At 33.9% G+C, this 20,021-nt stretch carries 25 protein-coding genes and 1 pseudogene; 12 read left to right on the forward strand and 14 right to left on the reverse strand.

All coding sequences use genetic code 11. The features are described from left to right. Positions 1-502 precede the first annotated feature (502 nt). Positions 503-1,930: an SMI1/KNR4 family protein gene (locus INT04_RS00715; protein WP_193014259.1), complete on the reverse strand. Its 1,428-nt coding sequence runs from the start codon at positions 1,928-1,930 to the stop codon at positions 503-505. Positions 1,931-2,407: 477 nt separating this feature from the next. On the opposite strand from INT04_RS00715, the gene INT04_RS00720 reads away from it, so the two are divergent. After that, positions 2,408-3,349 carry a 5'-nucleotidase gene (locus tag INT04_RS00720; RefSeq protein ID WP_193014260.1) on the forward strand — a complete coding sequence of 314 codons (942 nt, stop codon included), beginning with the start codon at positions 2,408-2,410 and terminating at the stop codon, positions 3,347-3,349. Positions 3,350-3,599: 250 nt separating this feature from the next. Next, entirely contained in the window at positions 3,600-3,779 is a 180-nt protein-coding gene (locus tag INT04_RS00725) for a hypothetical protein (RefSeq protein ID WP_115351004.1), read from the forward strand. A gap of 152 nt (positions 3,780-3,931) precedes the next feature. Here INT04_RS00725 and INT04_RS00730 read toward each other — a convergent pair. Then, positions 3,932-4,431, reverse strand: a pseudogene (locus tag INT04_RS00730) (DUF1543 domain-containing protein). Positions 4,432-4,589: 158 nt separating this feature from the next. On the opposite strand from INT04_RS00730, the gene INT04_RS00735 reads away from it, so the two are divergent. Further along, complete coding sequence (locus INT04_RS00735; protein WP_193014261.1) at positions 4,590-4,769, forward strand: hypothetical protein; 180 nt, start codon at positions 4,590-4,592, stop codon at positions 4,767-4,769. A 33-nt stretch (positions 4,770-4,802) separates the two neighbouring features. Here the strand turns inward: INT04_RS00735 and INT04_RS00740 are convergent, their stop codons facing one another. The 12 genes from INT04_RS00740 to INT04_RS00795 all read right to left on the reverse strand — a co-directional run bounded on the left by INT04_RS00740 (position 4,803) and on the right by INT04_RS00795 (position 14,464). Continuing rightward, entirely contained in the window at positions 4,803-5,390 is a 588-nt protein-coding gene (locus tag INT04_RS00740) for a hypothetical protein (protein WP_193014262.1), read from the reverse strand. A 139-nt stretch (positions 5,391-5,529) separates the two neighbouring features. After that, positions 5,530-6,048, reverse strand: a complete 519-nt coding sequence (locus tag INT04_RS00745; RefSeq protein ID WP_193014263.1) for a ClbS/DfsB family four-helix bundle protein — start codon at positions 6,046-6,048, stop codon at positions 5,530-5,532. Positions 6,049-7,153: 1,105 nt separating this feature from the next. Further along, positions 7,154-8,026 carry a hypothetical protein gene (locus INT04_RS00750; protein WP_193014264.1) on the reverse strand — a complete coding sequence of 291 codons (873 nt, stop codon included), beginning with the start codon at positions 8,024-8,026 and terminating at the stop codon, positions 7,154-7,156. A 189-nt stretch (positions 8,027-8,215) separates the two neighbouring features. Then, positions 8,216-9,391 (reverse strand): tyrosine-type recombinase/integrase, encoded by a 1,176-nt coding sequence (locus tag INT04_RS00755; RefSeq protein ID WP_193014265.1) that lies wholly within the window; start codon positions 9,389-9,391, stop codon positions 8,216-8,218. A gap of 1 nt (position 9,392) precedes the next feature. After that, complete coding sequence (locus INT04_RS00760; RefSeq protein ID WP_193014266.1) at positions 9,393-9,605, reverse strand: hypothetical protein; 213 nt, start codon at positions 9,603-9,605, stop codon at positions 9,393-9,395. Continuing rightward, positions 9,580-9,777 carry a hypothetical protein gene (locus INT04_RS00765; protein WP_193014267.1) on the reverse strand — a complete coding sequence of 66 codons (198 nt, stop codon included), beginning with the start codon at positions 9,775-9,777 and terminating at the stop codon, positions 9,580-9,582. Before INT04_RS00765 ends, INT04_RS00760 begins: the two co-directional genes overlap by 26 nt. A gap of 242 nt (positions 9,778-10,019) precedes the next feature. Further along, positions 10,020-10,190, reverse strand: a complete 171-nt coding sequence (locus tag INT04_RS00770; RefSeq protein WP_193014268.1) for a hypothetical protein — start codon at positions 10,188-10,190, stop codon at positions 10,020-10,022. 28 nt (positions 10,191-10,218) lie between these two features. Beyond that, entirely contained in the window at positions 10,219-10,398 is a 180-nt protein-coding gene (locus tag INT04_RS00775) for a hypothetical protein (RefSeq protein WP_006533555.1), read from the reverse strand. Between the two features lie 47 nt (positions 10,399-10,445). Beyond that, positions 10,446-10,946, reverse strand: a complete 501-nt coding sequence (locus tag INT04_RS00780; protein ID WP_193014269.1) for a siphovirus Gp157 family protein — start codon at positions 10,944-10,946, stop codon at positions 10,446-10,448. Next, positions 10,946-12,910, reverse strand: coding sequence for a hypothetical protein (locus tag INT04_RS00785; RefSeq protein ID WP_193014270.1), 1,965 nt, complete (start codon positions 12,908-12,910; stop codon positions 10,946-10,948). Before INT04_RS00785 ends, INT04_RS00780 begins: the two co-directional genes overlap by 1 nt. A gap of 12 nt (positions 12,911-12,922) precedes the next feature. Continuing rightward, positions 12,923-13,255 (reverse strand): hypothetical protein, encoded by a 333-nt coding sequence (locus INT04_RS00790; RefSeq protein WP_193014271.1) that lies wholly within the window; start codon positions 13,253-13,255, stop codon positions 12,923-12,925. Positions 13,256-13,711: 456 nt separating this feature from the next. Further along, positions 13,712-14,464, reverse strand: a complete 753-nt coding sequence (locus tag INT04_RS00795; protein WP_193014272.1) for a S24 family peptidase — start codon at positions 14,462-14,464, stop codon at positions 13,712-13,714. 103 nt (positions 14,465-14,567) lie between these two features. On the opposite strand from INT04_RS00795, the gene INT04_RS00800 reads away from it, so the two are divergent. The 9 genes from INT04_RS00800 (at position 14,568) to INT04_RS00840 (ending at position 19,999) form a co-directional block, all read left to right on the forward strand. Then, entirely contained in the window at positions 14,568-14,816 is a 249-nt protein-coding gene (locus INT04_RS00800) for a helix-turn-helix domain-containing protein (protein ID WP_006533548.1), read from the forward strand. Positions 14,817-14,863: 47 nt separating this feature from the next. Beyond that, positions 14,864-15,319 (forward strand): toxin YdaT family protein, encoded by a 456-nt coding sequence (locus INT04_RS00805; protein WP_193014273.1) that lies wholly within the window; start codon positions 14,864-14,866, stop codon positions 15,317-15,319. A gap of 17 nt (positions 15,320-15,336) precedes the next feature. Beyond that, on the forward strand, positions 15,337-15,561 hold the full coding sequence (locus INT04_RS00810; RefSeq protein WP_193014274.1) for a hypothetical protein: 225 nt from the start codon (positions 15,337-15,339) through the stop codon (positions 15,559-15,561). Position 15,562: 1 nt separating this feature from the next. Further along, positions 15,563-16,519 (forward strand): hypothetical protein, encoded by a 957-nt coding sequence (locus tag INT04_RS00815; protein WP_193014275.1) that lies wholly within the window; start codon positions 15,563-15,565, stop codon positions 16,517-16,519. Next, complete coding sequence (locus tag INT04_RS00820; protein WP_193014276.1) at positions 16,516-17,238, forward strand: replication protein P; 723 nt, start codon at positions 16,516-16,518, stop codon at positions 17,236-17,238. Before INT04_RS00815 ends, INT04_RS00820 begins: the two co-directional genes overlap by 4 nt. A gap of 81 nt (positions 17,239-17,319) precedes the next feature. Beyond that, positions 17,320-17,778: a hypothetical protein gene (locus INT04_RS00825; protein ID WP_193014277.1), complete on the forward strand. Its 459-nt coding sequence runs from the start codon at positions 17,320-17,322 to the stop codon at positions 17,776-17,778. Positions 17,779-17,819: 41 nt separating this feature from the next. Continuing rightward, on the forward strand, positions 17,820-18,158 hold the full coding sequence (locus INT04_RS00830) for a hypothetical protein (protein WP_193014278.1): 339 nt from the start codon (positions 17,820-17,822) through the stop codon (positions 18,156-18,158). A gap of 115 nt (positions 18,159-18,273) precedes the next feature. Next, positions 18,274-18,909: a hypothetical protein gene (locus INT04_RS00835; protein ID WP_193014279.1), complete on the forward strand. Its 636-nt coding sequence runs from the start codon at positions 18,274-18,276 to the stop codon at positions 18,907-18,909. Then, positions 18,896-19,999, forward strand: a complete 1,104-nt coding sequence (locus tag INT04_RS00840; RefSeq protein ID WP_193014280.1) for an ImmA/IrrE family metallo-endopeptidase — start codon at positions 18,896-18,898, stop codon at positions 19,997-19,999. Before INT04_RS00835 ends, INT04_RS00840 begins: the two co-directional genes overlap by 14 nt. The last annotated feature ends 22 nt before the right edge of the window (positions 20,000-20,021 follow it).

Consider the following 20,021-nt stretch of genomic DNA (forward strand, 5'->3'; position numbering starts at 1 on the left):
GCTATAAAGAAAGTAAATAAAAGCATTTTTAGTGTGAAAATAGCTGTGATTTTATGAATAAATATGAGAAGGAATTAAGAAATTCAGATAAAAAAATCCCCGCACTAGGCGGGGGAATATTAAATATCTATCAGTGATGAAATACTGAAAACGATAATAAGGGAAAAAAAGATATCAATCTGTAACAAATCTTAAAGAAAAATAATTAATTATTTAAATAGAATAGAGAGAAAAAAGGGTGGCTCAATAATGAAGTTATTTTTATTTTGTTGTTTTTAAAGAATTTTTTATGCGTCAAGTAAAGGCTATGGAATTCAATTAAATTATTATTAGTCATACTTTCATTTAAAACCACATACATTTATGTGAAATTTTTTGAGTTTAAATAACTATTTTTAGCTTGTTAATGGCGAAATACGTATTATTACTTGTAATTCTAATCTTGCTAGGTAATAACTTATTCTTACCTAGCAATTTATTCACTTATAATAAAAAATATTTTTTAATTGAGAGACCATTTATTGATGTCAATTTCATTGTTTTTATATATTTTATTGATATACAAAGAAATATTATTTCTAATGTAAGGATTTTTTTCTTCAGGATACATTAGCCATGCTTTTTTCAAATAGGGTAATAACTCGTTATTAATATAATTTGAGCTAGAAAGAGCTTGAATAGCACTCAAACTAATCTCTGCATTGTTTGAGATAGCTAAATCAAAAAATGCTGAAATCTTATCTTTTAAATCAATATCATGAGAAGCTGCATAAATTGCACTTCTGACTATTTCTACATTTTGATGTGTGAAGAAGGGTTGAAAATCCTCAACTAAAACCGCGTTCAGCTCTTCTAATGTATAGCCAATAAAGCGCAATGTATTCTCATTCTCAGTTTTTTTAAGAATAGGGAAAAGGCTATCTTTAAATAAAATATATTGATCTTTATATTTAAAATAAATAATTGGAATAACAATATCTATTTTCTGATTCAGTGGATCGGCTAATACACCTTGAATATGAGGCAATACTTGTTCTTTAAAATAGGTTGCTAACACGTTTAATGAGGCTTTGTATAACTCAATATACTCTGTTTTTAGCTGTTGCTCTAAAAAATATAGACTATTAATTGTTAAATTAGGAAGTCTTGTTAAGGCATTGATAGCATCTGTTTTTTTAGTAATATTATTATTTTCGGCAAATGTGATAAGTATTTCTTCATTACCGCCCATACGATGGCCAAACCAACTGGTATCATAGCCTAAAATTACTTCATCTAACCAACGTTCATACCATTGTGTAAAAGAAGTTTCATAGGAAAAAGTGTAGGGAGTATCTGAATTTACCCAGTCTGATGTGTATAAAATATGGCCTTTATAATCACCATTTATCACTAACAAAAGATCGTATTCACAACCACATGTCCCTAAATAAAGTGTACCCTGATGAATCCTATCATAAATATTATCAAATTCTGTATCACTACAATCATCAGGTACATGGCATAGTGCTTTCCATTCATCAATATCCATTTTAGGACTCAATAAACAGGGTAATGCACAATTTTGTATACCATTTCTATCTATTGCTTCATCAAAAGCGTAGAGACCATAATAGGGGCCTGCGCCACCATAAGAGCCTGTACCACCGTTGCCAATTTGAGTTACAAAGGCGATATAATCTTCAGGAAATTCACAGCCTGCTTTTACTTGTAGTTGGTTAACGTTCTCTATTGATAGTGGAGAATTTAGCTGATATTTATGATTATCAGCACCAAATTCCTTATATTCATGATCAATACTAACTACTAGTACCAATTTCTCACGGATACGTTCAATAAGATTATCTGCATATTTTTTATTTATTTGCTCCCATTGTTGCTGTGGTGTCAGTTCTTTATTTTTTTTAAAGATAGCTGAAATAAAACCCATAAATTAAAATCCCTATTGATGATATGGTTTAATCATAAAATGGTTCTTTAATAATCTTTTTTGGATAGTAAAAACCAAATATAAAAATATTATCTTACTGAATTTTCGCTATAAACCATTTTATCTTCAATAAGATAATAGTATTTTTCGTTAAATAGAAGGGGAGATAAAAAAAAGACCAACGCTAGGAGAGTTGGTCAATAAATACTAGAAGCAATGTGAGCAATGTCGTTGTGAATAACCAAGTAAAATACTCAACTACTCACAAGTTAAAAGATAATCATTATCATTTGATATGTCAACCCTATAAAAAATGTGGATATTATTTATTTACACAAAAAGTCAATAAAAGTGCTTATTTTACTGAATTTAAAGTGGAGATTTTATGAATACTAATAACCAAAAAATTTCTTATCTAACTTCTATTAAAAGGGTGATAGTATGAATAATATGGAGAGTTAACAAGGAACTTACGCTATGGCATATGATTTAACAAAGAGATTAGTCATAGGGCTTTCTTCTAGTGCATTATTCGATTTAGAAGAGTCAGATAATATATTTCGCACAGAAGGCGAAGAAGCTTATCGGCACTATCAACGAAAAATGCAAGATAACCCTCTTAATAAAGGTGTTGCATTTCCTTTTATTAGTCGGCTTTTAAAATTGAATAATATTCGACCGAATGATCCTTTAGTTGAAGTTATTTTATTGTCCAGAAATGATCCTGATACGGGATTAAGGGTGATGAATTCTATTGAACATTATGAATTAGGGATCACTCGAGCTGTATTTCTTCAAGGTAAATCACCACATATTTACATTCCAGCTTTCGATATTGAATTATTTTTATCTGCAGATCATGACGATGTTTTACAAGCAATTAAGGCAAATTATCCAGCAGGCCAAATATTAGCGGGTCATATTAATGACGATAGTGCAGATGAATTAAGAATCGCTTTCGACTTTGATGGTGTTATTGCTGATGATGAAGCTGAGATTATTTATAAAACTTCAGGTGAGTTATCTCACTTTCATCGTCATGAAGCTAAAATGGTTGATGTACCCCATAACTCAGGGCCATTAAAAAATTTCTTATTGCGTATTTCTGATATTCAAAAGCTTGAGTTAGAAAAAGTTAAACAAGACTCTAGTTATGTTCCATTACTTAAAATCTCCATTGTTACTGCACGAAATGCGCCGTCTCATAAGCGAGTTATTAATACCATGAGAGCGTGGGGAATTTCTGTTAATGAAGCCTTTTTTATGGGCGGAGTAGAGAAAGCGAATGTGCTAAAGATTTTAAAACCACATATATTCTTTGATGATCAAAAGTTACATTTAAAATCTTCGTCTGAACTTCCTTCTGTACATATCCCATTTGGTGTAGCGAACAAAGATATAGATAATAAATTATTATAATAAAAAATGTGTGTGATATTTATATCATACCTTCTTTTTTTATTTTGTCTAATATGGCCTTTAGTTGAAATATTCTATTTTTATTATTTTATTTGTTTTTTTTAAATAAAAATAAGAACAAAGTTGGATCTATTTTTATAGAAGTAGTATGGTGTTGAATGATTTATATATATTGTAAGTTAATAACTATTTATAGATATTTTACCTTAAGAGGTATCTAATTAATTAAAATTAAATAAGGAAAATGGAAGTGGATAATAATCATAGATTCTTTTCTGATGATGTATGCCCTAAAACAGCATTATATGGTCAATTTTATGGTGATAATCACTATGCTGGTCGAGATTATGAACGAAAAATATATAATGGAAATAAATTTCCAAAAACTAAAAAAGGTTTTTATTTTAAAAAATTGATGAATTTTAAATAATAAAAGTAACAAAAAAATAATATAAAATTATTTCAAATGAAAATATCAATATTATTTAATACGTGGTTGATTGATATTTGAAAATGAGTTGATGATTGCGTCACTCGAGAAATTTACTACATTGACAATTTACAGCGCAGTAAAAATAATTATTAATTTTTCTCAATACCAATAGGTTGATAACCTTGCCATAAAGGTTTGAAATGTTCACTTGCATTACTTGATATTAGATGAATGTAGTAATTACCGATTTTACTCAACAAAATGCAATCATCAACATCTTTTAAATTATTTTTATGTATTGCTGGCTATCGACTAAAAGCGTTAGGATGGCTTTTTCTTTGGCCTCATTTGGCGATTGTGCAACAAATAAATAGTTCAGCTAGGTTTGATGGGTGATAACTACCTACATTAACAAAATATAATTTATTGTTGCTCGTCTTATTGCTAAGACTAAGACTGATATCAAATCCATCAACCCAAGTAATTTCAGTATAACCATCAATATGTACTTTATCTTTGTCACCAAACCATACCTTTCTTAATGCAGGCCAAGTATCTATAGATTTTTATGATATAACACATTGAATATATTGGGTTTTTATGTTTAACTTACCACATTGCCGCCAACATAGGACATAAATAATTTCATTATTGCATCCATTTTTTGTGTTGCGATCGATGTATGATTTATTATGTAACCATATTAAGAGTAAGTATAAAAAATGAAGACGATTGATTTTATGAACTAAATTGTTTATTTTTACTCTAAACATTTGCTATTAATTTAAAATATTATTTGGAGTAGATATGAGATTACTTATGCTTTTGGGTATTTTTTTTATTTCTGCTTGCTCATCAACAGGAGCAATAGAATCTCAAGAAAGTAAAAGTCATAAAGAAGATCCATATTCTGATAGTACATTAAATAGTATTAAAGCTAATCAGAACATTTATATTGAGCAGCAACGTAGTAAAGGAAATTTTTAATCTATTAAAAATATGTTATTGAAAAACCACAACTTAATCATAATTAGAAAAAGCCTTTCTTATCGTAATAATAGTTACTCCACCTAAAAATATAATAAAGAAAATAAGGGAATAGAATATTAAAAAATGAGCATCTCTTTCTTTAAAGAAAATAATTATCATTATCAATAACAAAAACAGAGAGAGTAAAAAGAATTTTTTGTTATTATTAATCATGCAATATACGCAAGAAACAAAAATAGATACTAAGATAAAAGAAAAATAAGCTATAAGAAAAGCAACAAATTCCACACTGTTAAAAAAGTTAGAGGATAATTTTTCTTCATAAAATATCATTATCAGCACGATGGTGGCTGCTATAAAACTCATTAAAGTAAAGATTAAAATAACAAATTTATTAGTATGTAAAAATGATATTTTTTTAAAATAAATAACTTTTATAGAAATTTCTAAAGAAGATATAAATACGACAATACCGACAAAAAAAATAATAGAAGAAGAAACTAGCCAAATAATATTATTATAGCCAAATGTAAATATACTGAGATAGAGTGATATCGTCAAAGATAATAATGGAGATGTAAATGTAAACAATTTTTTATTTTTTTGTTTGTTATTCATATTCCTATCCATTATAAAAATAACAGGATATCAATTAAACATCGGCAATGATAACTGAGTGATTATATCACTTAGTCGATTACATTGATCACTAGCCCTACATTGTTTTTAAATACATGTGTAATTTTTACACTGATACTTACTTTAATTCGATATTATTGTTTTTTGCCCATTTTCTTAATCTTCCATTAGCATTGGCGTAAGGCGAAGATGTGTTAAATGAGATCATCCGGCCCATCGTCCATTTTGTGTACCATGGTTTGCCATACAAGACATCATCAGTTCGCTCATCAATAAGCTTCACAATTTCATTTTTCACAGTCTGAAGCTCAGATACTAACAAGTCATAATTTAACTCGCTATAATCGGAGTAAAATTTTTGAGCAAGAAGACCAAGTTGGTTCCATTTATAACCCGTATCTGGAAAATCGACAGGTAGGCCTTTGGCATCAGAAGTGATCCATTTTACAATAAGAGCATTCCATCCGAGCAAATAAGAAACAAGATTATGAACACTCATCTCTGTTCCTTTGGCGTGCCCATCCATTGAGTGTTCAGATGTCATTTCTGCTGGGATTGCATTTAAATAACTAATTAATTTATTGAAATTTTTATCAATAGCTAAAAGTAATTCAGCTTTTGTTTGTGGTACGCTCATAAGGAATTCCATCTCATTAAAATAGATAAACCATAAAGGTTGTGTCGTGTTTGAAAACAAATTAATTATGTACTATCCACCACAACAGGGGAAGGCTCTTTTATAAACAGTGTAAATGTTGGTTTTTGAATTTAATTAGAGCTCTATTTTTAAATAGTGGGCGATTGATTCTTATCACATTTAATTTTATTAGAGCTCCGCAATTGTGGAGCCGTTTTTGTTAACTAACTCACTTGTTTAATATGAAAGAGTATCTGATTCATCCAACGAGAAGAATGTACAGCTATTCAAAAATGTGGCTAATATAATAATGCTAAGTATGTGTATTATTTTTTCATATTGTCGCCTATTCCATTTTATGGAACTTACGAGGTTGATTAACATAATAAAAAGATTTTACTCTTCTTTAATCAAGGAAAGCTTCTCATATCATGCATTTCTTATTTCTTTCTTAAGTAATCATATCTATCGTTTAATTTATCTTTTTTAGTTAGCCTACAAGATCTTTTTTACATAATTAGTTAATAACTTAAGCAAAAATTATAGTATAGAAACCGGGCGAGAATTGAGCTTTAACCAGGGCAAACAAGATGGGGGTTTTACACCAGTTTTACACCAGTTTTACACCAAGCAAATTTCAGGCATAAAAAAACCAACCGTAAATGGTTGGTTTTCTTAAATATTGTTGGTCGGCATGATAGGATTTGAACCTACGACCCCCGACACCCCATGAAACCGATTTTAAATTACATAACGCATTGATTATAAATGCAAATAATGCTTTTATATGTAATTACATACAGTGCTAAATATACAAAATGTGCATTATAAGAATCAATGAGTTAGAGAGAGTTTTACCACTATATTTATGTACGTTAGTTCAAACTAGAATTGATATGTTTCGTAGGTAGGGTGTAGTTAAATATGAAGAGTTGAGCGAAAAAATAGATGTTATGAGTTATCTTACTGTTGATGGATAATTGCTAATAAAACTGTATATTTATTAATAAATATCAAGAGTGAATAGTATATAATTACGTGCTCATTGTAAAAAGTGCCCTCCATTAGAGGGCGATTGAATGTTGGTTTTTTATTCAAAATAGAATCACTTAACCTGCCCATCTTTGAATATCATTCGTTTATCTCCTGATGAGTAGTTCTGTACAATACCTAAGAGCTCTTTGGAGTAATCAATTATTGTTGTAGACACTATTGGCTCAGAGTATTGATAGTTTAACTTGTATCCTTTTATTTTTATTTTTAATTTTCCATCAGTAGACTCTAAATATGAATTACTTAGCTTCTCACTATATGTTCCAGCACCATACTTTATATCAGGTATTTTATTAGTCAGTGAATTTTCCAAGTCAAAAAGTGAAAATTTGGCGCCAGTTATTTCATTTAATATGAAAACTTTGTTATTACATATATCACTGAATTTATTTTTTATATCTTCAATATTAAGCCCTAACTGAGAGCCCAACCAAGAGGATTCGATTATAGGAAAAAATGAAGTAATTATTGGAGACGAGTGAGCAATGATATTTAAATTTATAATTTTTGTTAATGGTGTCCCATCAGGTGCAGTCCAGTCATCGTCAATTCCTTCTCTTATAATAAGAAGATCTATTTTATATTGTTCTGCCTTTTTTTGGGTTCCGCTCTGGTAGCCTGTTTTAGTAGCGTAGATGAGACGAAGACCTGGTATATCTTGTGTTTTACCAATAAATGCATCAATTTTGTCAATGGTCACTGTGGATGCATAGTCTTTGCATTCAATTACCGTCTTGTAATCATAACCACCGTAATTAAATTCCCAATACACATCAAACTGCCTTAAAATTCCGTTTCTGTCTTCTATTTTTTTGTTTACCTCCACTAATGTATTTTTTAAATGCGACATCCCCTCCGCATTTAACAAACTTTGTTGAATAGCTCCAACAAATTCCTCATATTCCTTTCCCGTGTTTTTTTTCATGCCAGCCTCTTACATTCTGTTTTCTGACTGTATTCATTAAATTTTTTTCAGGGTTACTCTGAATTAATGAAACATACAATAGTATATCTGTTAATACAGACTGAAAAGCTAATGTCCTTATCTGGTAAGAACAGCGTGTCAAATTAGAATTGGTTCAGCTGTATAAGACTAAATCTGCAATAATATAACTTATGCAATCTCACAATGTGGCACTTCAACCCATTGTACATGGTTTTCGGTGTAAATCTTTGTCGACTCTGCATCACTGTGAGCCATTCGAGCTTGAGGATCAAAACCACGTTGTTTAAACATAAAGGCCGCCAATGCTCTTATTTCATGAAAGGTTGGTCTTTCATCTAAAGGCAAATGACTGGTAACGCCCACTTGATCACGCAACGCTGAAAATGCACGGCTAAGGTAATCAGGTGCGACTTGTGTTGGATGATTAACTTCTTTACTCACTTTATTTGGGATACGAGTAGGCAGTCTATGCACAATATAAGGGCTTGCCACATTGTCACGGCTATTATCAATGATTTCTTTTAATGCCTTTCCTATAGGAATAGCAACGTGAGAAGCTTCTTTGTATTGTACTTTCTGCCTATGGATATAGATCATTCCATATATCCCATTTTTAGGCTCCTCATACCAAACACACCCACATATTCTTTCTTTAGGTGCTTTGATATTGTATTTTACTCGTGAGACTTCAAGCCTAGCCTGTGTTGTCTGTAATGCGAGATCCATTGCCGTTCTTAACCAAGGCTCTGCGGATGCTCGAATTTTAAGAAAGTCATCATAAGATAATCTTCTACGTTTTTTGCCGTCGACTCTTTTCATCTTTTTACGTTCTGCTGGATTATCGAACATAAGAGATTCGTCTATTGCATAACTGAAAATCTTCTTTAAAAAGCCTACTTTTCGATTTTGTACATTGGCAGAAGCTTCAGCATGGTATTCATTAATAAATCCATTAACGTGTTCGAGAGATATTTCATTTGATGGAATATCCTTAAAAAAGGATTTCACTCTTTCTAGGTCGTTAGTCCAGTCATTCAACGTGCTTTTAGATGGTTGCTCATCATTAATGATCCGAGAAAACAATTTATCTAAATGCTCAGAGAAGGGAAGGGCTTCACCATATTGCCCTCCTGAATCAACAATTAATGAATTTACAGAAACAGATTTTTCTGGTCGCATGATATTATTGTATTCTCTGGCTATTGCGATAGCTTTTGCTTTATCAGCACCAATACATTTTCTTAATCCATTAGTTAATGTAAGACGATATTGTTTGACTGATTTATCAAAATAAAGGAAGTCAGGTAAATGCCTAAATTCCTTTCTTCTTGGTCTACTGGCCATATCAAGAAGCCCTTATTAACTCATCAACACATGAAGAAATAACGGACTCGATACCCCAGCGCTCAGATGAATACACCCAAACAGAACAATCAACGATTTTGCCTTTTAATAAACCAGTTTCTACCCATTTTTTTATGGTTCTATTATCTGGAATAGAACCTATTTCAAATTCTCTTTTAGCCCATGCACTAGCTTTCATCAGTTTTCTGCTCATTTTGGTCTTGCCTCATCATCAATAAAATAAGCCGGTCTGCTGTATCGCAGGAGTGTTTGATTTCAGCTTCAGTACATGGTCTATTTCTTACACTGAACGCTAACCGACCTAATTTAATATCAAAACTTGTTAATAATTGAGAACCCGGTTCCCAAGGTGTTAATAATTTCATTGTGGTTATCCATTGGTTTTGAATAAACCACAATGTTAATAATAACGAAAAGTAAAAACTGATTATGCTTAATCAATTTTTTACCCGAATAATTCCCTCTACTGGATAGCACTCCGCAATTTTCCCTTTGGTAGCGAGTACCTCTTTATCAATTAAACAATTTTGTTCATCAGGATAAATGTAGCCATAGGGCTCGAACTGGCAATTCACTGAACTACATATTAAAAGGAATAAACCAAACATTACTGTTCCCCCCTTTGTTGTTCAGCGATGGTTTGCTGAAGTTCAATTTTCACGTGTGCTGGAAAATCGTATGAAACGTGGCAACGTCTATCTGTTGAAACAAAGCCATGTGTACCATCAGGTAATGTGATCTTTACGGCTTGGTCTTTTTGTTGAGAGTGTCTTAGCATTGGTCTTGCCTCTTCGTGACATGTCACACTAATGGATAATAGCGATATTTGTGGGATGCCCCAGTTGCAGTAATAATGCTTTTTGCATTGATGAAAGTGCCTGTTGTTCTTGCTCAGTGACATTTTCTGTTGATGCCGTAGACCATTCTATACTGCATTTATTTGTCGTTTCATCATGAGTGATGACAACTTCTAACTTCATGGCCATAACGTTTATCTCCTGATAATGCGCCCGATAAAGGGCGCTATTATGAATTAACGAACCATCAATGAGCGTTCACCAACTTCAAGATGTGCTCCGGGGATCTCAAGACCATGTTCAATCGCATCTTTGATGCCTTTTTTATCAGGCGCGGTGATTGTTTGAACATCAACCAATTCATCCGGTAACAAAGCTTCATTGTCGATAATGACTCGAACAACACCAGCTCTAGCTGTGAATGTATTTTTTGTTGTTTTTAATTTATCTAATCCTGAAGCTAATAAGCAGTTGAGAGCATATTTCTTTAGGTTTTTAGCCTGGTTTTCGAATGATTTTTTACGATCAGATAACCGTTTAGACTCCTCATCAAGTGTTTTAGCTTGACCTTCGATATTGCGAACGTGGTGCATAATTGCATCCAATTTATCACCTAGCTCGCCCTCGATACCTTCCAACGTATCTGCGATATCTTCAGGAGAGAATTCTCCTGTTTCAACGAGTTGTTGTAATTTTTCGTAATTAGTCGCCAGTGCGATAGCGGTAGTTTTGGTCATTAGATTGCCTCTTCTTTATGTTTCAGTTGGTCTAAACACTCTTTTTCGATTTGGTTTAATCGACGTAATCGACCAGATAAATATTTCTCGTAATCGTTATCACGACGTTCTTGAGCTAATTTGATATGTGCAGAAATTTCGCGCGTTAATGTGGATGCAATGCCTCGCAATTCATTCTCAGTAACAGCACTACGCATAACTTCCGTATGCTTAGTAAATTTCTCGTCTAACTCTTTACGAATACGAGTGATATCTTCAGCTTTTTCACTCGCATTTTTAATTTCAAATTCAAGCTTGTTACTTGCTAAATATTCAGGGTTATCGTGCATTCCCATAAAAACATCAGAGCTAAAGCCAAGCATTGACAGTGCTTTTTTGATTGCATCAGTCAGCGATTTTTTAATAACTTCGCCATCAACTTTAATGCCATATTGGGTTTGATAACGGTAAGGAGTAGCACCATAGCTTTCAAACTCACCACGGGTTTCACATTCGATGATGTACCAAAAGCGGATCTTAACTGAGTGGTTCTGTTCGCAGAATAACGAGCCATCACCATCACGTAAAAAACGGGTTGCAACTTGTTTATTACGCTCATCGAGAACAGGTTCTACAAGAGGCTTTCCATCAATAAATTTTTCTTCAAGAACTTCATAACCCCACCCTTCACCGACAGGGCCAAATATTTCAGTCGCGCGCATAAACATGTAGGTGCTGTTTATACTGGTTCCGATGAATCCCATGCCTTCTAATGGTTTAGTAAAGCGAGGGTCTGTACGCTGTACACGCTTCCAAATATTAAGATTATTTGCATCACCTAAATTAAGAACTTCATCAAGCACACTAGCTCGTTGTTCAAAATTATCGTGTTGTACTGATGGTGTTTCAGGTTCGTTAGGTTCTTCAGTTTGCTCGACCACTTGAGAAACCTCTGTTTTTGGAACTTCTTCTTGTTTTTTACGTGAACGCTTAGGTTTGGTTTCTTTTTCAACTGTATTTTCATTGGATGCAGAAGAGACATTATTTGTTTGATTAGACGCGATATGTTCTTCTTTTTCAGTGTTATTAGGTTTATTAATACCTAAATGCTGATCAATAAATTCTTTTCGTGCATTGGGATTATCTAATAGTTCAGACCGTTTTTTACTTTCAGTTATTAACGAGAAAATTTTCTCACGAGGTATCTCTAAGATGCCCGTTGTGGTGCGTAAATCCATTGACCAGCGTTTCCATGCTTTGTCGTCATCATCTATCAGTTCTTTAGCTTTCTTCACTTGAGAGGGAAGAACATTAGTAGGATCAAAATTATTTAATAACGCTAATGCGATTTCAGTATCTATGGTTGCATAGTTACGTTTGATAGAAGACGTTTCTTCCTGTTGCTTTGGTTCTTCTGTCAGCCAACTTTCACCTAATGACTTAGCCTCTTCAACGGTGACATCATCATTAGCAAACTCATAGATAGACTGTGCTATTTCCATTGTTTGTTCAGCATCCATCAAAGATAACTTTGTGATTTCGGCAAGACCTGTGGCGATATTGCAAATTTTTGGATTTTCTTTACTTTCATTGAGGTATTTCAATGCGTGCGACAATTCTTTATTAGTTATTAGCGTCTTACCAAATAATAATAAACTTGCGATACGAGGTTTTGTGGCCAGTTTTTTAAATTCTTTATATTCGATAGGTTTCCATTGAGTACCATCAAACTCATTTTCAATGGCAAATTTTTCATCGAAAGCATCTAAAGTAGGGCAAGAAGAACCGTCAATGTATTCACTCATTAAAGGCTCATCAGTATTAAAGTTATCCATTGATTCTGGATATACTTCAGATAATTTTACTACAGCCGTTGCTGTTGCCAGCTTTGTATTAGCAGTGCTTAACGCTATAGCCAGCGGTACAGCACCGTTGTTTGTACGAGCCTCGGTCGTAGGCTCAAATACACAGATAAAAGTTTTCATTGGTCTTGCCTCTTAATAAGGAATTTCTTCGTCAGTTTTAGAGATTGGCTTGCCTTCTAAGCAAAGTAACATTTGGATTTGATCTTCTAATAAGCTTGATTTCACTTGGGCATCAGCAAGAATTTTTTCTTGCTCATTACGTAGAAAATCAATTTCAGCATGGATGAGATCAGTTTGAGTAGGCTCTTTAAAAGGAACATCAATAGTGTGTTCTGCAATAACAAAACCTAGCCCAGTATTGGGATCTGCTTTAAATGCATAGGCATTATATTGGTAAGAACCATCGAACTGTTTTTGAGCGTGAATATAGAGTGTGACTGTTAGGCTTTCAGGTTGTGCTTTCATAGCAACTCCTTTAAAATAACGGTGATCAGTGATTTATCATTGGTCTTGCCTCTTCTAGCGTTTGGTCGCGCTAGTAGAACTTCCGGTTAGCTTTGGTCAGCGACCCGGGTAAAAGAGCCCACTTCGGTGGGTTTTTTTACGTCTAAAATTTGTTGCCCGTCTTTCCGAGCTGTCAGGTCTTGCCTTATAGCTGTGGTCGGTCACTAATTAAATTCCCTGGTACTGCTAAAAAATTTACCGTTATGTCGTGGTAATCATGACAGGTCACGATGAGAGCTGTAGTTCTCCTCCGGCATAACAGCAAAACTGAATTTGAACACTTACCTAAACACTTGCTGTGTTGTTTTGAATGGCTTTAATATTAGCATTGCTATTTTATGTGTCAATAGCAATGCTAATATTTAGGTGAAAAAAAACCACCTCATCAACGGTGGTTATATTTAACTCATTGTTATTTTACGCAAAATCAATCATTTTAATAGGAAGAGATCTTATTACCTTTCCAATAATTCGAAGATCATACATTTCTGATTCTTCGATATAAAATGTTTCATAAGCAGGATTATCTGATTTAACCGCTAGTTTTCTGCCTTTAACTCGTTGTAACCTTTTTATAAACAACGAGTTTTCGAAGCAAAAAATATAAACACCGTCGCCATCAAAAAACTCATTGTGGGTGTCAACAAAAACAACATCTCGGGGGTTAATAGCAGGGGACATGCTGTCGCCACTAATATTAATTATTTCAATTCCTTTTAAGCTTTTACGGCCAAATAACTCAAAAACTTTCTCTGGTGAAAACTCAATAGATTTAATTGTGTCAGGGAAATCGTTATTTATAAAGCCACCAGGGCCTGCCTTCGCGTATACATCCATTAGTTTTAATGTTGTATGTTCATCTTGAGTGGATGGCATTAGTTGTTTTGTATCTTCTTCTTTTCCTGTTTTTCTAACATAGTCTAATAAAGTTTTTAGTTCCGGATTAATATCCTCCGGATCAATTCTCAATAATGATGCAAACTTTAGAATAGTATCTGTATTTAAAGCTGTTCTACCGTTTAGATACTGGCTTACGGCGCCTTGAGTTGCAAATCCCATAATATCTGCAGCTTTTTCTTGGGTTAAGCCCAGAGATTCTCTTTTAGCTTCCCAAATATTTCGTAGGTTCTGAGCTGCAATTTTGTCTGATTCTGAAATTTTTCTATTCATAGTTATATTTTATTTGTATTGCTAATAATTTTCCAATAGCATTGCTATTGATTTATTAAATTAGCATTGCTAATATTCAGTTGTTAAATAACAGGAGAAAAACATGAAATTAGGTTTGTATTTAAAAAAACAAAAAATTAGCCAATCTGAATTTGGGAAAATGGTTGGAGTTACCCAAGGGTTTATTAGCCAAGTTATAGCTGGTAGCTACCTACCAAAAGGTAGAAAAGCTATTGAATGGTCAGCAAAAACTAATTGGTTAGTAACACCACATGATCTCAATCCAGTTGATTATCCTAACCCTTGGGATGGCTTACCAAAGGAGCATTCAGTATTACAGGTATCAAATTAAAAAACTGATTATGCATAATCAATTTTTTAGCGACAGGAGACGCAAAAATGAATTTTGATATCAATATTATCAGAGCTGAAGTTGAGAATTGGGCTGTAGAACAAGGGCAAGAGTATGTTGCTATTGAGATTAGCCGAGCTTACTTACGATTGGTTATTAATCAAGAACATGGTCGTTTACACGCAATTGAAGATCAATCGGGTAAAGCTGATTGGAAAGCAATCAACAATAACCGGCAACAAATATTTCGCTGGTTAAGGGGTGATTCTCGTGCATCTCAAAGAAAGATTGCTGAGTTAATGCCAGCGATAGAAATGGCACTACCAGCTTCAAGGTTAGCTCGAGTACGTGGAGACACCAAAAACTATTTAGCAACCGTAGCTATTCAGCGTTTTGCTGATGCTATGACTGAAATCTTATTAGAGGGTCGTGACATGTCACACCAAATAAACAATGTAGTACGTGCATTAAATGAGATATCACGCCCGACCAGCGTGCATTAATTCAAGAGGCAAGACCAATGATTAGATCAACTGAAAAAATTACATATCGTAACGGGTTTATGCTGAATGATAAGCCTGCCCACATATCAGAAATTAAAGATATCTTTGAGGGTAGACGTGTTATTGCGTTATTAGTTTGGGAACAGTATGAGAAGCAGAAACAAAAGTTACGCCTAAAAAAACTAACCGCTGAGCAGTATAAAAATGCTTGTTATGACATAGCTAAATCGTTGGGGGTGTGAAGTGAGAGCATCCGATTTGTTATTAGACTTTGGACGTCCAGTTGCTTATTTCCCCGGGCTAGTAAAACGCTTGGGTAGTGTAAATGCAGTAATATTTTTTAGCCAAATATTTTATTGGCAAGACAAAGCTGACTCTAAATTAGGTGTTTATAAAACATCAGAAGAAATTGAATCTGAGACGGGTTTAAGCTATCGAGAACAACTTACGGCCAGAAAGCATTTAGTTAGCAGAGGCATTTTGATTGAGACTAATAAACGCCTAGAACATAAAATTTATTATCTAATTGACTGTGAAAAATTAGATAGTGTCATGTCACAACCTATTGAAAATGCCCCAAATGCGCAAAGCGCAACTGGGGAAAGTCATAATAGTGATTTCGCGGAACAACAAAACGAACGACCGCGACAAGACAAAACAGACGGTGGCGGTGAAACAAATCCGCAGTTCGATCCTACAGAGATTACTACATATATTACTACAGATAATAAAACCCCTTCTTGTCCGGTTGCTTCACAACCAGACAAAAATGCGAGTGACCAATTATTTATTACTCGTCACCCTGAGGCTGTTGTATTCAGCGCTAAAAAACGGCAATGGGGTACTGCAGATGATTTGTTATGTGCTCAATGGATTTTCAAAAGAGTGATGGAGCTTTACGATAACGCATCTGAATCAGATAGTGATATTGATCCACCTAAAGAACCTAATTGGGCGTTATGGGCCAACGAGGTGCGATTGATGCGAACAATTGATGGTCGAACTCATAGACAAATATGCAAGTTGTTTAATAGGGTAAATAAAGATCCTTTTTGGTGCAAAAATGTACTTAGTCCAAGCACACTTAGAAAACAGTGGGATAAGCTTGTACTAAAATTTGCTGAAATTTCTCATGATGAAAACTGCACATCGGATCAAGTTCATTGGAATAGCCCTGAAGCATGGGGGAATACCCTATGAAAAATTTAATTTCAGCGATTGAAACTAGAGATGGCCAGAGATTATCCGAGTTGGCTCAACCACAAAATAAACCTACAAGTATTAATGCGTATGCGGAAAAACTGGTTGATATGCTATTTGATAATTTAGTACAAATTTTCCCAGCTTCAAAACATACCGTATTTTCAAATAGAGATGATATTTCAGCGACTAAACGCCAATGGGTACTCGCATTTATTGAAAATAAAATAACATCTGTTGAGCAATTAAAAGCCGGGATGAGTATTGCCAGACAGCAGGAATCAGATTTTTGGCCATCCTGTGGAAAATTTATTGGTTGGTGCCGTGAAGGAATGATGCAATCAATGGGTTTGCCTTCAGTCTGTGAAGTGATGAATGAAATGAAGCGTTATAGCAACATGGAGTGGCGATATCCATCGATTGAGTCGTTCCCGTGGAGTTCAGATATTATGTATTTAATTGTGCCTGAGGCGAGATCGCGAATGACGCAATATAATTTACCCGATAAAGATGTTAGGGATTTCATAAGAAAGCAGTTAATTATTTATTATCAGCAAATACAAGACGGGCGAGTGATACCACCGATTAGGCCATTAATTGGTCGAAATCAAAGAGGAATTTCTACATCAGAATTAATCGATAAAGATGGTAAATATCGACTGATAGGGCAGCAAGCATTAAAGAAAATTAGGGCGAAAATTTATCTTATATCGAGGTAAATGATGAATTATTGGCTGAATTTATTATATGTAATTGATATCTAAATCAAATAAAAGTGATGAAAAATGAAATGTAAACCGATGTCGAAAGAACTTGTTTTGTTGGATGTTGAAAAAATTAATGGCTACTTATGCGCTGTTGAGTCACTGAATAGGGAGCCAAATGTTGCCCCTGACTATGAGTGCACTTATGTGGAAGAAAAAGCGACGTTACTTAGCTCGCTTCAGTCAGTAATTATTCCTCATAGCGATGAACACCCCATTGAGCATTGGAATGTTTCGTTAGAGCAAATCAGTGAAAACGATATGATTAAAATAGTGGAAGAATGGTTTTTTCAGCTTGGTATTGCTACAAAGCATCCGGATTTACTAAAGAATTTAGTCGTTGGTTTTAGAGATTTAATTCAGCCATACACTATAGGTTCTTCAATATACAGAGTGAATATGATCCCGCCAGTTTGGTACGCAATACGCTGGGATAATTTTGTGATTCATTCCAAGCATGGTTACCTTTTATTTGAATTTAACTTTAGTGATTAAATTGTTTGTGAGCAGTTGTACTACTAATAGAGGCAAGACCAATGGCAAAAACAGTAGCAGAACGCAAATCAGAACAACGTAAACGGCAGAAAGAATTAGGTGTAACCAAAATTGAATTACTTGTAGATAATCAAGAATTGGAAATGTTAAAGCGTAATTGTGTATTACGCATGCCTGGTCGAGAACCGTATGACGTTGTTGAATACTTACAGATGCTTATTCGTAAAGATGATGCTGAGTATAAAAGGCAAGCTGAGATGTTATCTAAGCAAAAGTGTAAACGCTGTGGTGAGCAATTACCTGTTCAACAATGCTGTTTGTCTGGCGATTCACAATGTTGGGTAACCAAAGGATATAATGAGATAAAATTGAGTATATAAATAGATCAAGAGTATTGGTTGTCAAATATCAATATATCCGAAGTTTTCTAGTTGACAAAAACAAGAAAATACGAAAATATATATCTGACATTTCACAAAATAGGATTTAATACGAATGGAAGATAGAAGCCTTGCCCCTTGTTGGGATATCCAACCATATTTAGAACAAAAACCAGTTATGGACTTACTAAAATCTATTGTTGGTGTACTTATGGAGGTTCCTAAACATGAGCATAGATTAGATTGTCGCTTGATTACTGGATCACGTGAGTATATCTGGGTAAGAGAGCATATTAAAATAACAGCTAAAGAAGGCACCATACCTGAATTGAAAATGGTGTCTGGAAGACTTGATTTTGTTTTTTCGATTAATATGGTTCCTATCCAGTTCTCGAAAGACTGTATTTTTGCACCAAAGAAAAAGCATCGATTAGTGAGAAACAAAGCTGAATCGAAACAATTAACGTTATTTGGCGGTAATGATTTAGAAGCGGAGCATGATTTAATATGGCGAATACTTGCTGAGCCGTATTTTATTGAGGAGGCTGATGAGTTTCCTCAATGGGATGTGGCTTTAGTAGGCATTAACCAAAATGGTTCTAGCGTAAGTGAAATTAGATATTATGAAACTGTTTCCGTTCCGTTGATGGATAGTTCTGATGCGAGACCTGATGCCGCTGATATTGATGATGCTCCATTGAAACGCCGTAACACAACAGATGAAACTGTGAAAAAAGATGGAACTGTTTGATTTTAAATCAGGCTATAGAGGGGATAAATTACGTCTTGCTAGGATGGCGAGGGGGTTGTCGTGTGAAGAGTTAGCGACCGCTTTAGGTAAAAGTAAACAATATATTAGCAAATTAGAGAAAGGATTTAAACCATCAGAAGAGCTAACTGATGAGATTGCAAGGCATTTGAATATATTGCCTAATTTTCTATTTAGTGAGCGTAGCTACCCAATAGAAGATGAACAATGTCATTTTAGAAGTAAAAAATCGAGAACTAAAACTTTAACTAATAGCATATTAGCAAGGGCTGAAATCTTGAGTTCTTTATTATCTGCTCTTGAAGATGAAATTGAATATCCTGAACTAAATATTCCGGATATTTCAGATCGAGCAATGAGTACATTAGATGATATTGAACGAATAGCTGAGAGTTGTCGTCGCTATTGGGGTATTGGTTTAGGACCAATAACATCTATGGTTAAATTCGTTGAGAATTTAGGCATTATTATCGCACATGTGTCCGATGTTGATGACAGAGTTGATGCTTTTACTGTAAATAGTAAGAGGCCAATAATAATTCGTAACGATGCTAAAAGTTCTGTATGTCGATTTAGATCCGATATTGGACATGAATTGGGTCATATTGTTTTACACGATGGAATTATTACTGGAGATAACTTAACTGAGAGTCAAGCAAATCAGTTTTCTAGTGCTTTTATGGTTCCAAGAGTTTCTTTCATGAAAGAATTTCCTAAAATGAAAGGGCGTTATTTAGATTGGAGTGCTTTAGTTGAGTTTAAATTACGCTGGAGAGTAAGCCTAAGAATGATAATTTATAGAGCTTCAGCTTTAGGGGTAATTACAAAAGACCAAGCAAGACAAGGATATATGTATCTTAATACAAAAGGATATACTGCAATTGAGCCTGGGGATAATTCTATCCAAGTTGAAGAACCAACGTTACTTACTAGAAGTATTGAAATGTTAGACGACCTATCATGGAATAACATTCTTGTTAAAACAGGGATTACAAGAGAGTTAGTACGAGAATTGTTTTGTGTTAATAAACCAATTAGTGATAAAACTTCTTTTATTTATTCGGTTAGCTAATTCCTATATAATCATACCATTG

Source organism: Proteus sp. FME41, assembly GCF_014897315.1.
Taxonomy (GTDB): Bacteria; Pseudomonadota; Gammaproteobacteria; order Enterobacterales; family Enterobacteriaceae; genus Proteus.

Excerpts from the sequence above, each read along its gene's own strand:
- INT04_RS00715 (WP_193014259.1), bottom strand. The coding sequence starts at position 1,930 with ATGGGTTTTATTTCAGCTATCTTTAAAAAAAATAAAGAACTGACACCA.
- INT04_RS00720 (WP_193014260.1), top strand. The coding sequence starts at position 2,408 with ATGGCATATGATTTAACAAAGAGATTAGTCATAGGGCTTTCTTCTAGT.
- INT04_RS00735 (WP_193014261.1), top strand. The coding sequence starts at position 4,590 with ATGAGATTACTTATGCTTTTGGGTATTTTTTTTATTTCTGCTTGCTCA.
- INT04_RS00740 (WP_193014262.1), bottom strand. The coding sequence starts at position 5,390 with ATGAATAACAAACAAAAAAATAAAAAATTGTTTACATTTACATCTCCA.
- INT04_RS00745 (WP_193014263.1), bottom strand. The coding sequence starts at position 6,048 with ATGAGCGTACCACAAACAAAAGCTGAATTACTTTTAGCTATTGATAAA.
- INT04_RS00750 (WP_193014264.1), bottom strand. The coding sequence starts at position 8,026 with ATGAAAAAAAACACGGGAAAGGAATATGAGGAATTTGTTGGAGCTATT.
- INT04_RS00755 (WP_193014265.1), bottom strand. The coding sequence starts at position 9,391 with ATGGCCAGTAGACCAAGAAGAAAGGAATTTAGGCATTTACCTGACTTC.
- INT04_RS00760 (WP_193014266.1), bottom strand. The coding sequence starts at position 9,605 with ATGAGCAGAAAACTGATGAAAGCTAGTGCATGGGCTAAAAGAGAATTT.
- INT04_RS00765 (WP_193014267.1), bottom strand. The coding sequence starts at position 9,777 with ATGAAATTATTAACACCTTGGGAACCGGGTTCTCAATTATTAACAAGT.
- INT04_RS00770 (WP_193014268.1), bottom strand. The coding sequence starts at position 10,190 with ATGCTAAGACACTCTCAACAAAAAGACCAAGCCGTAAAGATCACATTA.
- INT04_RS00775 (WP_006533555.1), bottom strand. The coding sequence starts at position 10,398 with ATGGCCATGAAGTTAGAAGTTGTCATCACTCATGATGAAACGACAAAT.
- INT04_RS00780 (WP_193014269.1), bottom strand. The coding sequence starts at position 10,946 with ATGACCAAAACTACCGCTATCGCACTGGCGACTAATTACGAAAAATTA.
- INT04_RS00785 (WP_193014270.1), bottom strand. The coding sequence starts at position 12,910 with ATGAAAACTTTTATCTGTGTATTTGAGCCTACGACCGAGGCTCGTACA.
- INT04_RS00790 (WP_193014271.1), bottom strand. The coding sequence starts at position 13,255 with ATGAAAGCACAACCTGAAAGCCTAACAGTCACACTCTATATTCACGCT.
- INT04_RS00795 (WP_193014272.1), bottom strand. The coding sequence starts at position 14,464 with ATGAATAGAAAAATTTCAGAATCAGACAAAATTGCAGCTCAGAACCTA.
- INT04_RS00800 (WP_006533548.1), top strand. The coding sequence starts at position 14,568 with ATGAAATTAGGTTTGTATTTAAAAAAACAAAAAATTAGCCAATCTGAA.
- INT04_RS00805 (WP_193014273.1), top strand. The coding sequence starts at position 14,864 with ATGAATTTTGATATCAATATTATCAGAGCTGAAGTTGAGAATTGGGCT.
- INT04_RS00810 (WP_193014274.1), top strand. The coding sequence starts at position 15,337 with ATGATTAGATCAACTGAAAAAATTACATATCGTAACGGGTTTATGCTG.
- INT04_RS00820 (WP_193014276.1), top strand. The coding sequence starts at position 16,516 with ATGAAAAATTTAATTTCAGCGATTGAAACTAGAGATGGCCAGAGATTA.
- INT04_RS00825 (WP_193014277.1), top strand. The coding sequence starts at position 17,320 with ATGTCGAAAGAACTTGTTTTGTTGGATGTTGAAAAAATTAATGGCTAC.
- INT04_RS00830 (WP_193014278.1), top strand. The coding sequence starts at position 17,820 with ATGGCAAAAACAGTAGCAGAACGCAAATCAGAACAACGTAAACGGCAG.
- INT04_RS00835 (WP_193014279.1), top strand. The coding sequence starts at position 18,274 with ATGGAAGATAGAAGCCTTGCCCCTTGTTGGGATATCCAACCATATTTA.
- INT04_RS00840 (WP_193014280.1), top strand. The coding sequence starts at position 18,896 with ATGGAACTGTTTGATTTTAAATCAGGCTATAGAGGGGATAAATTACGT.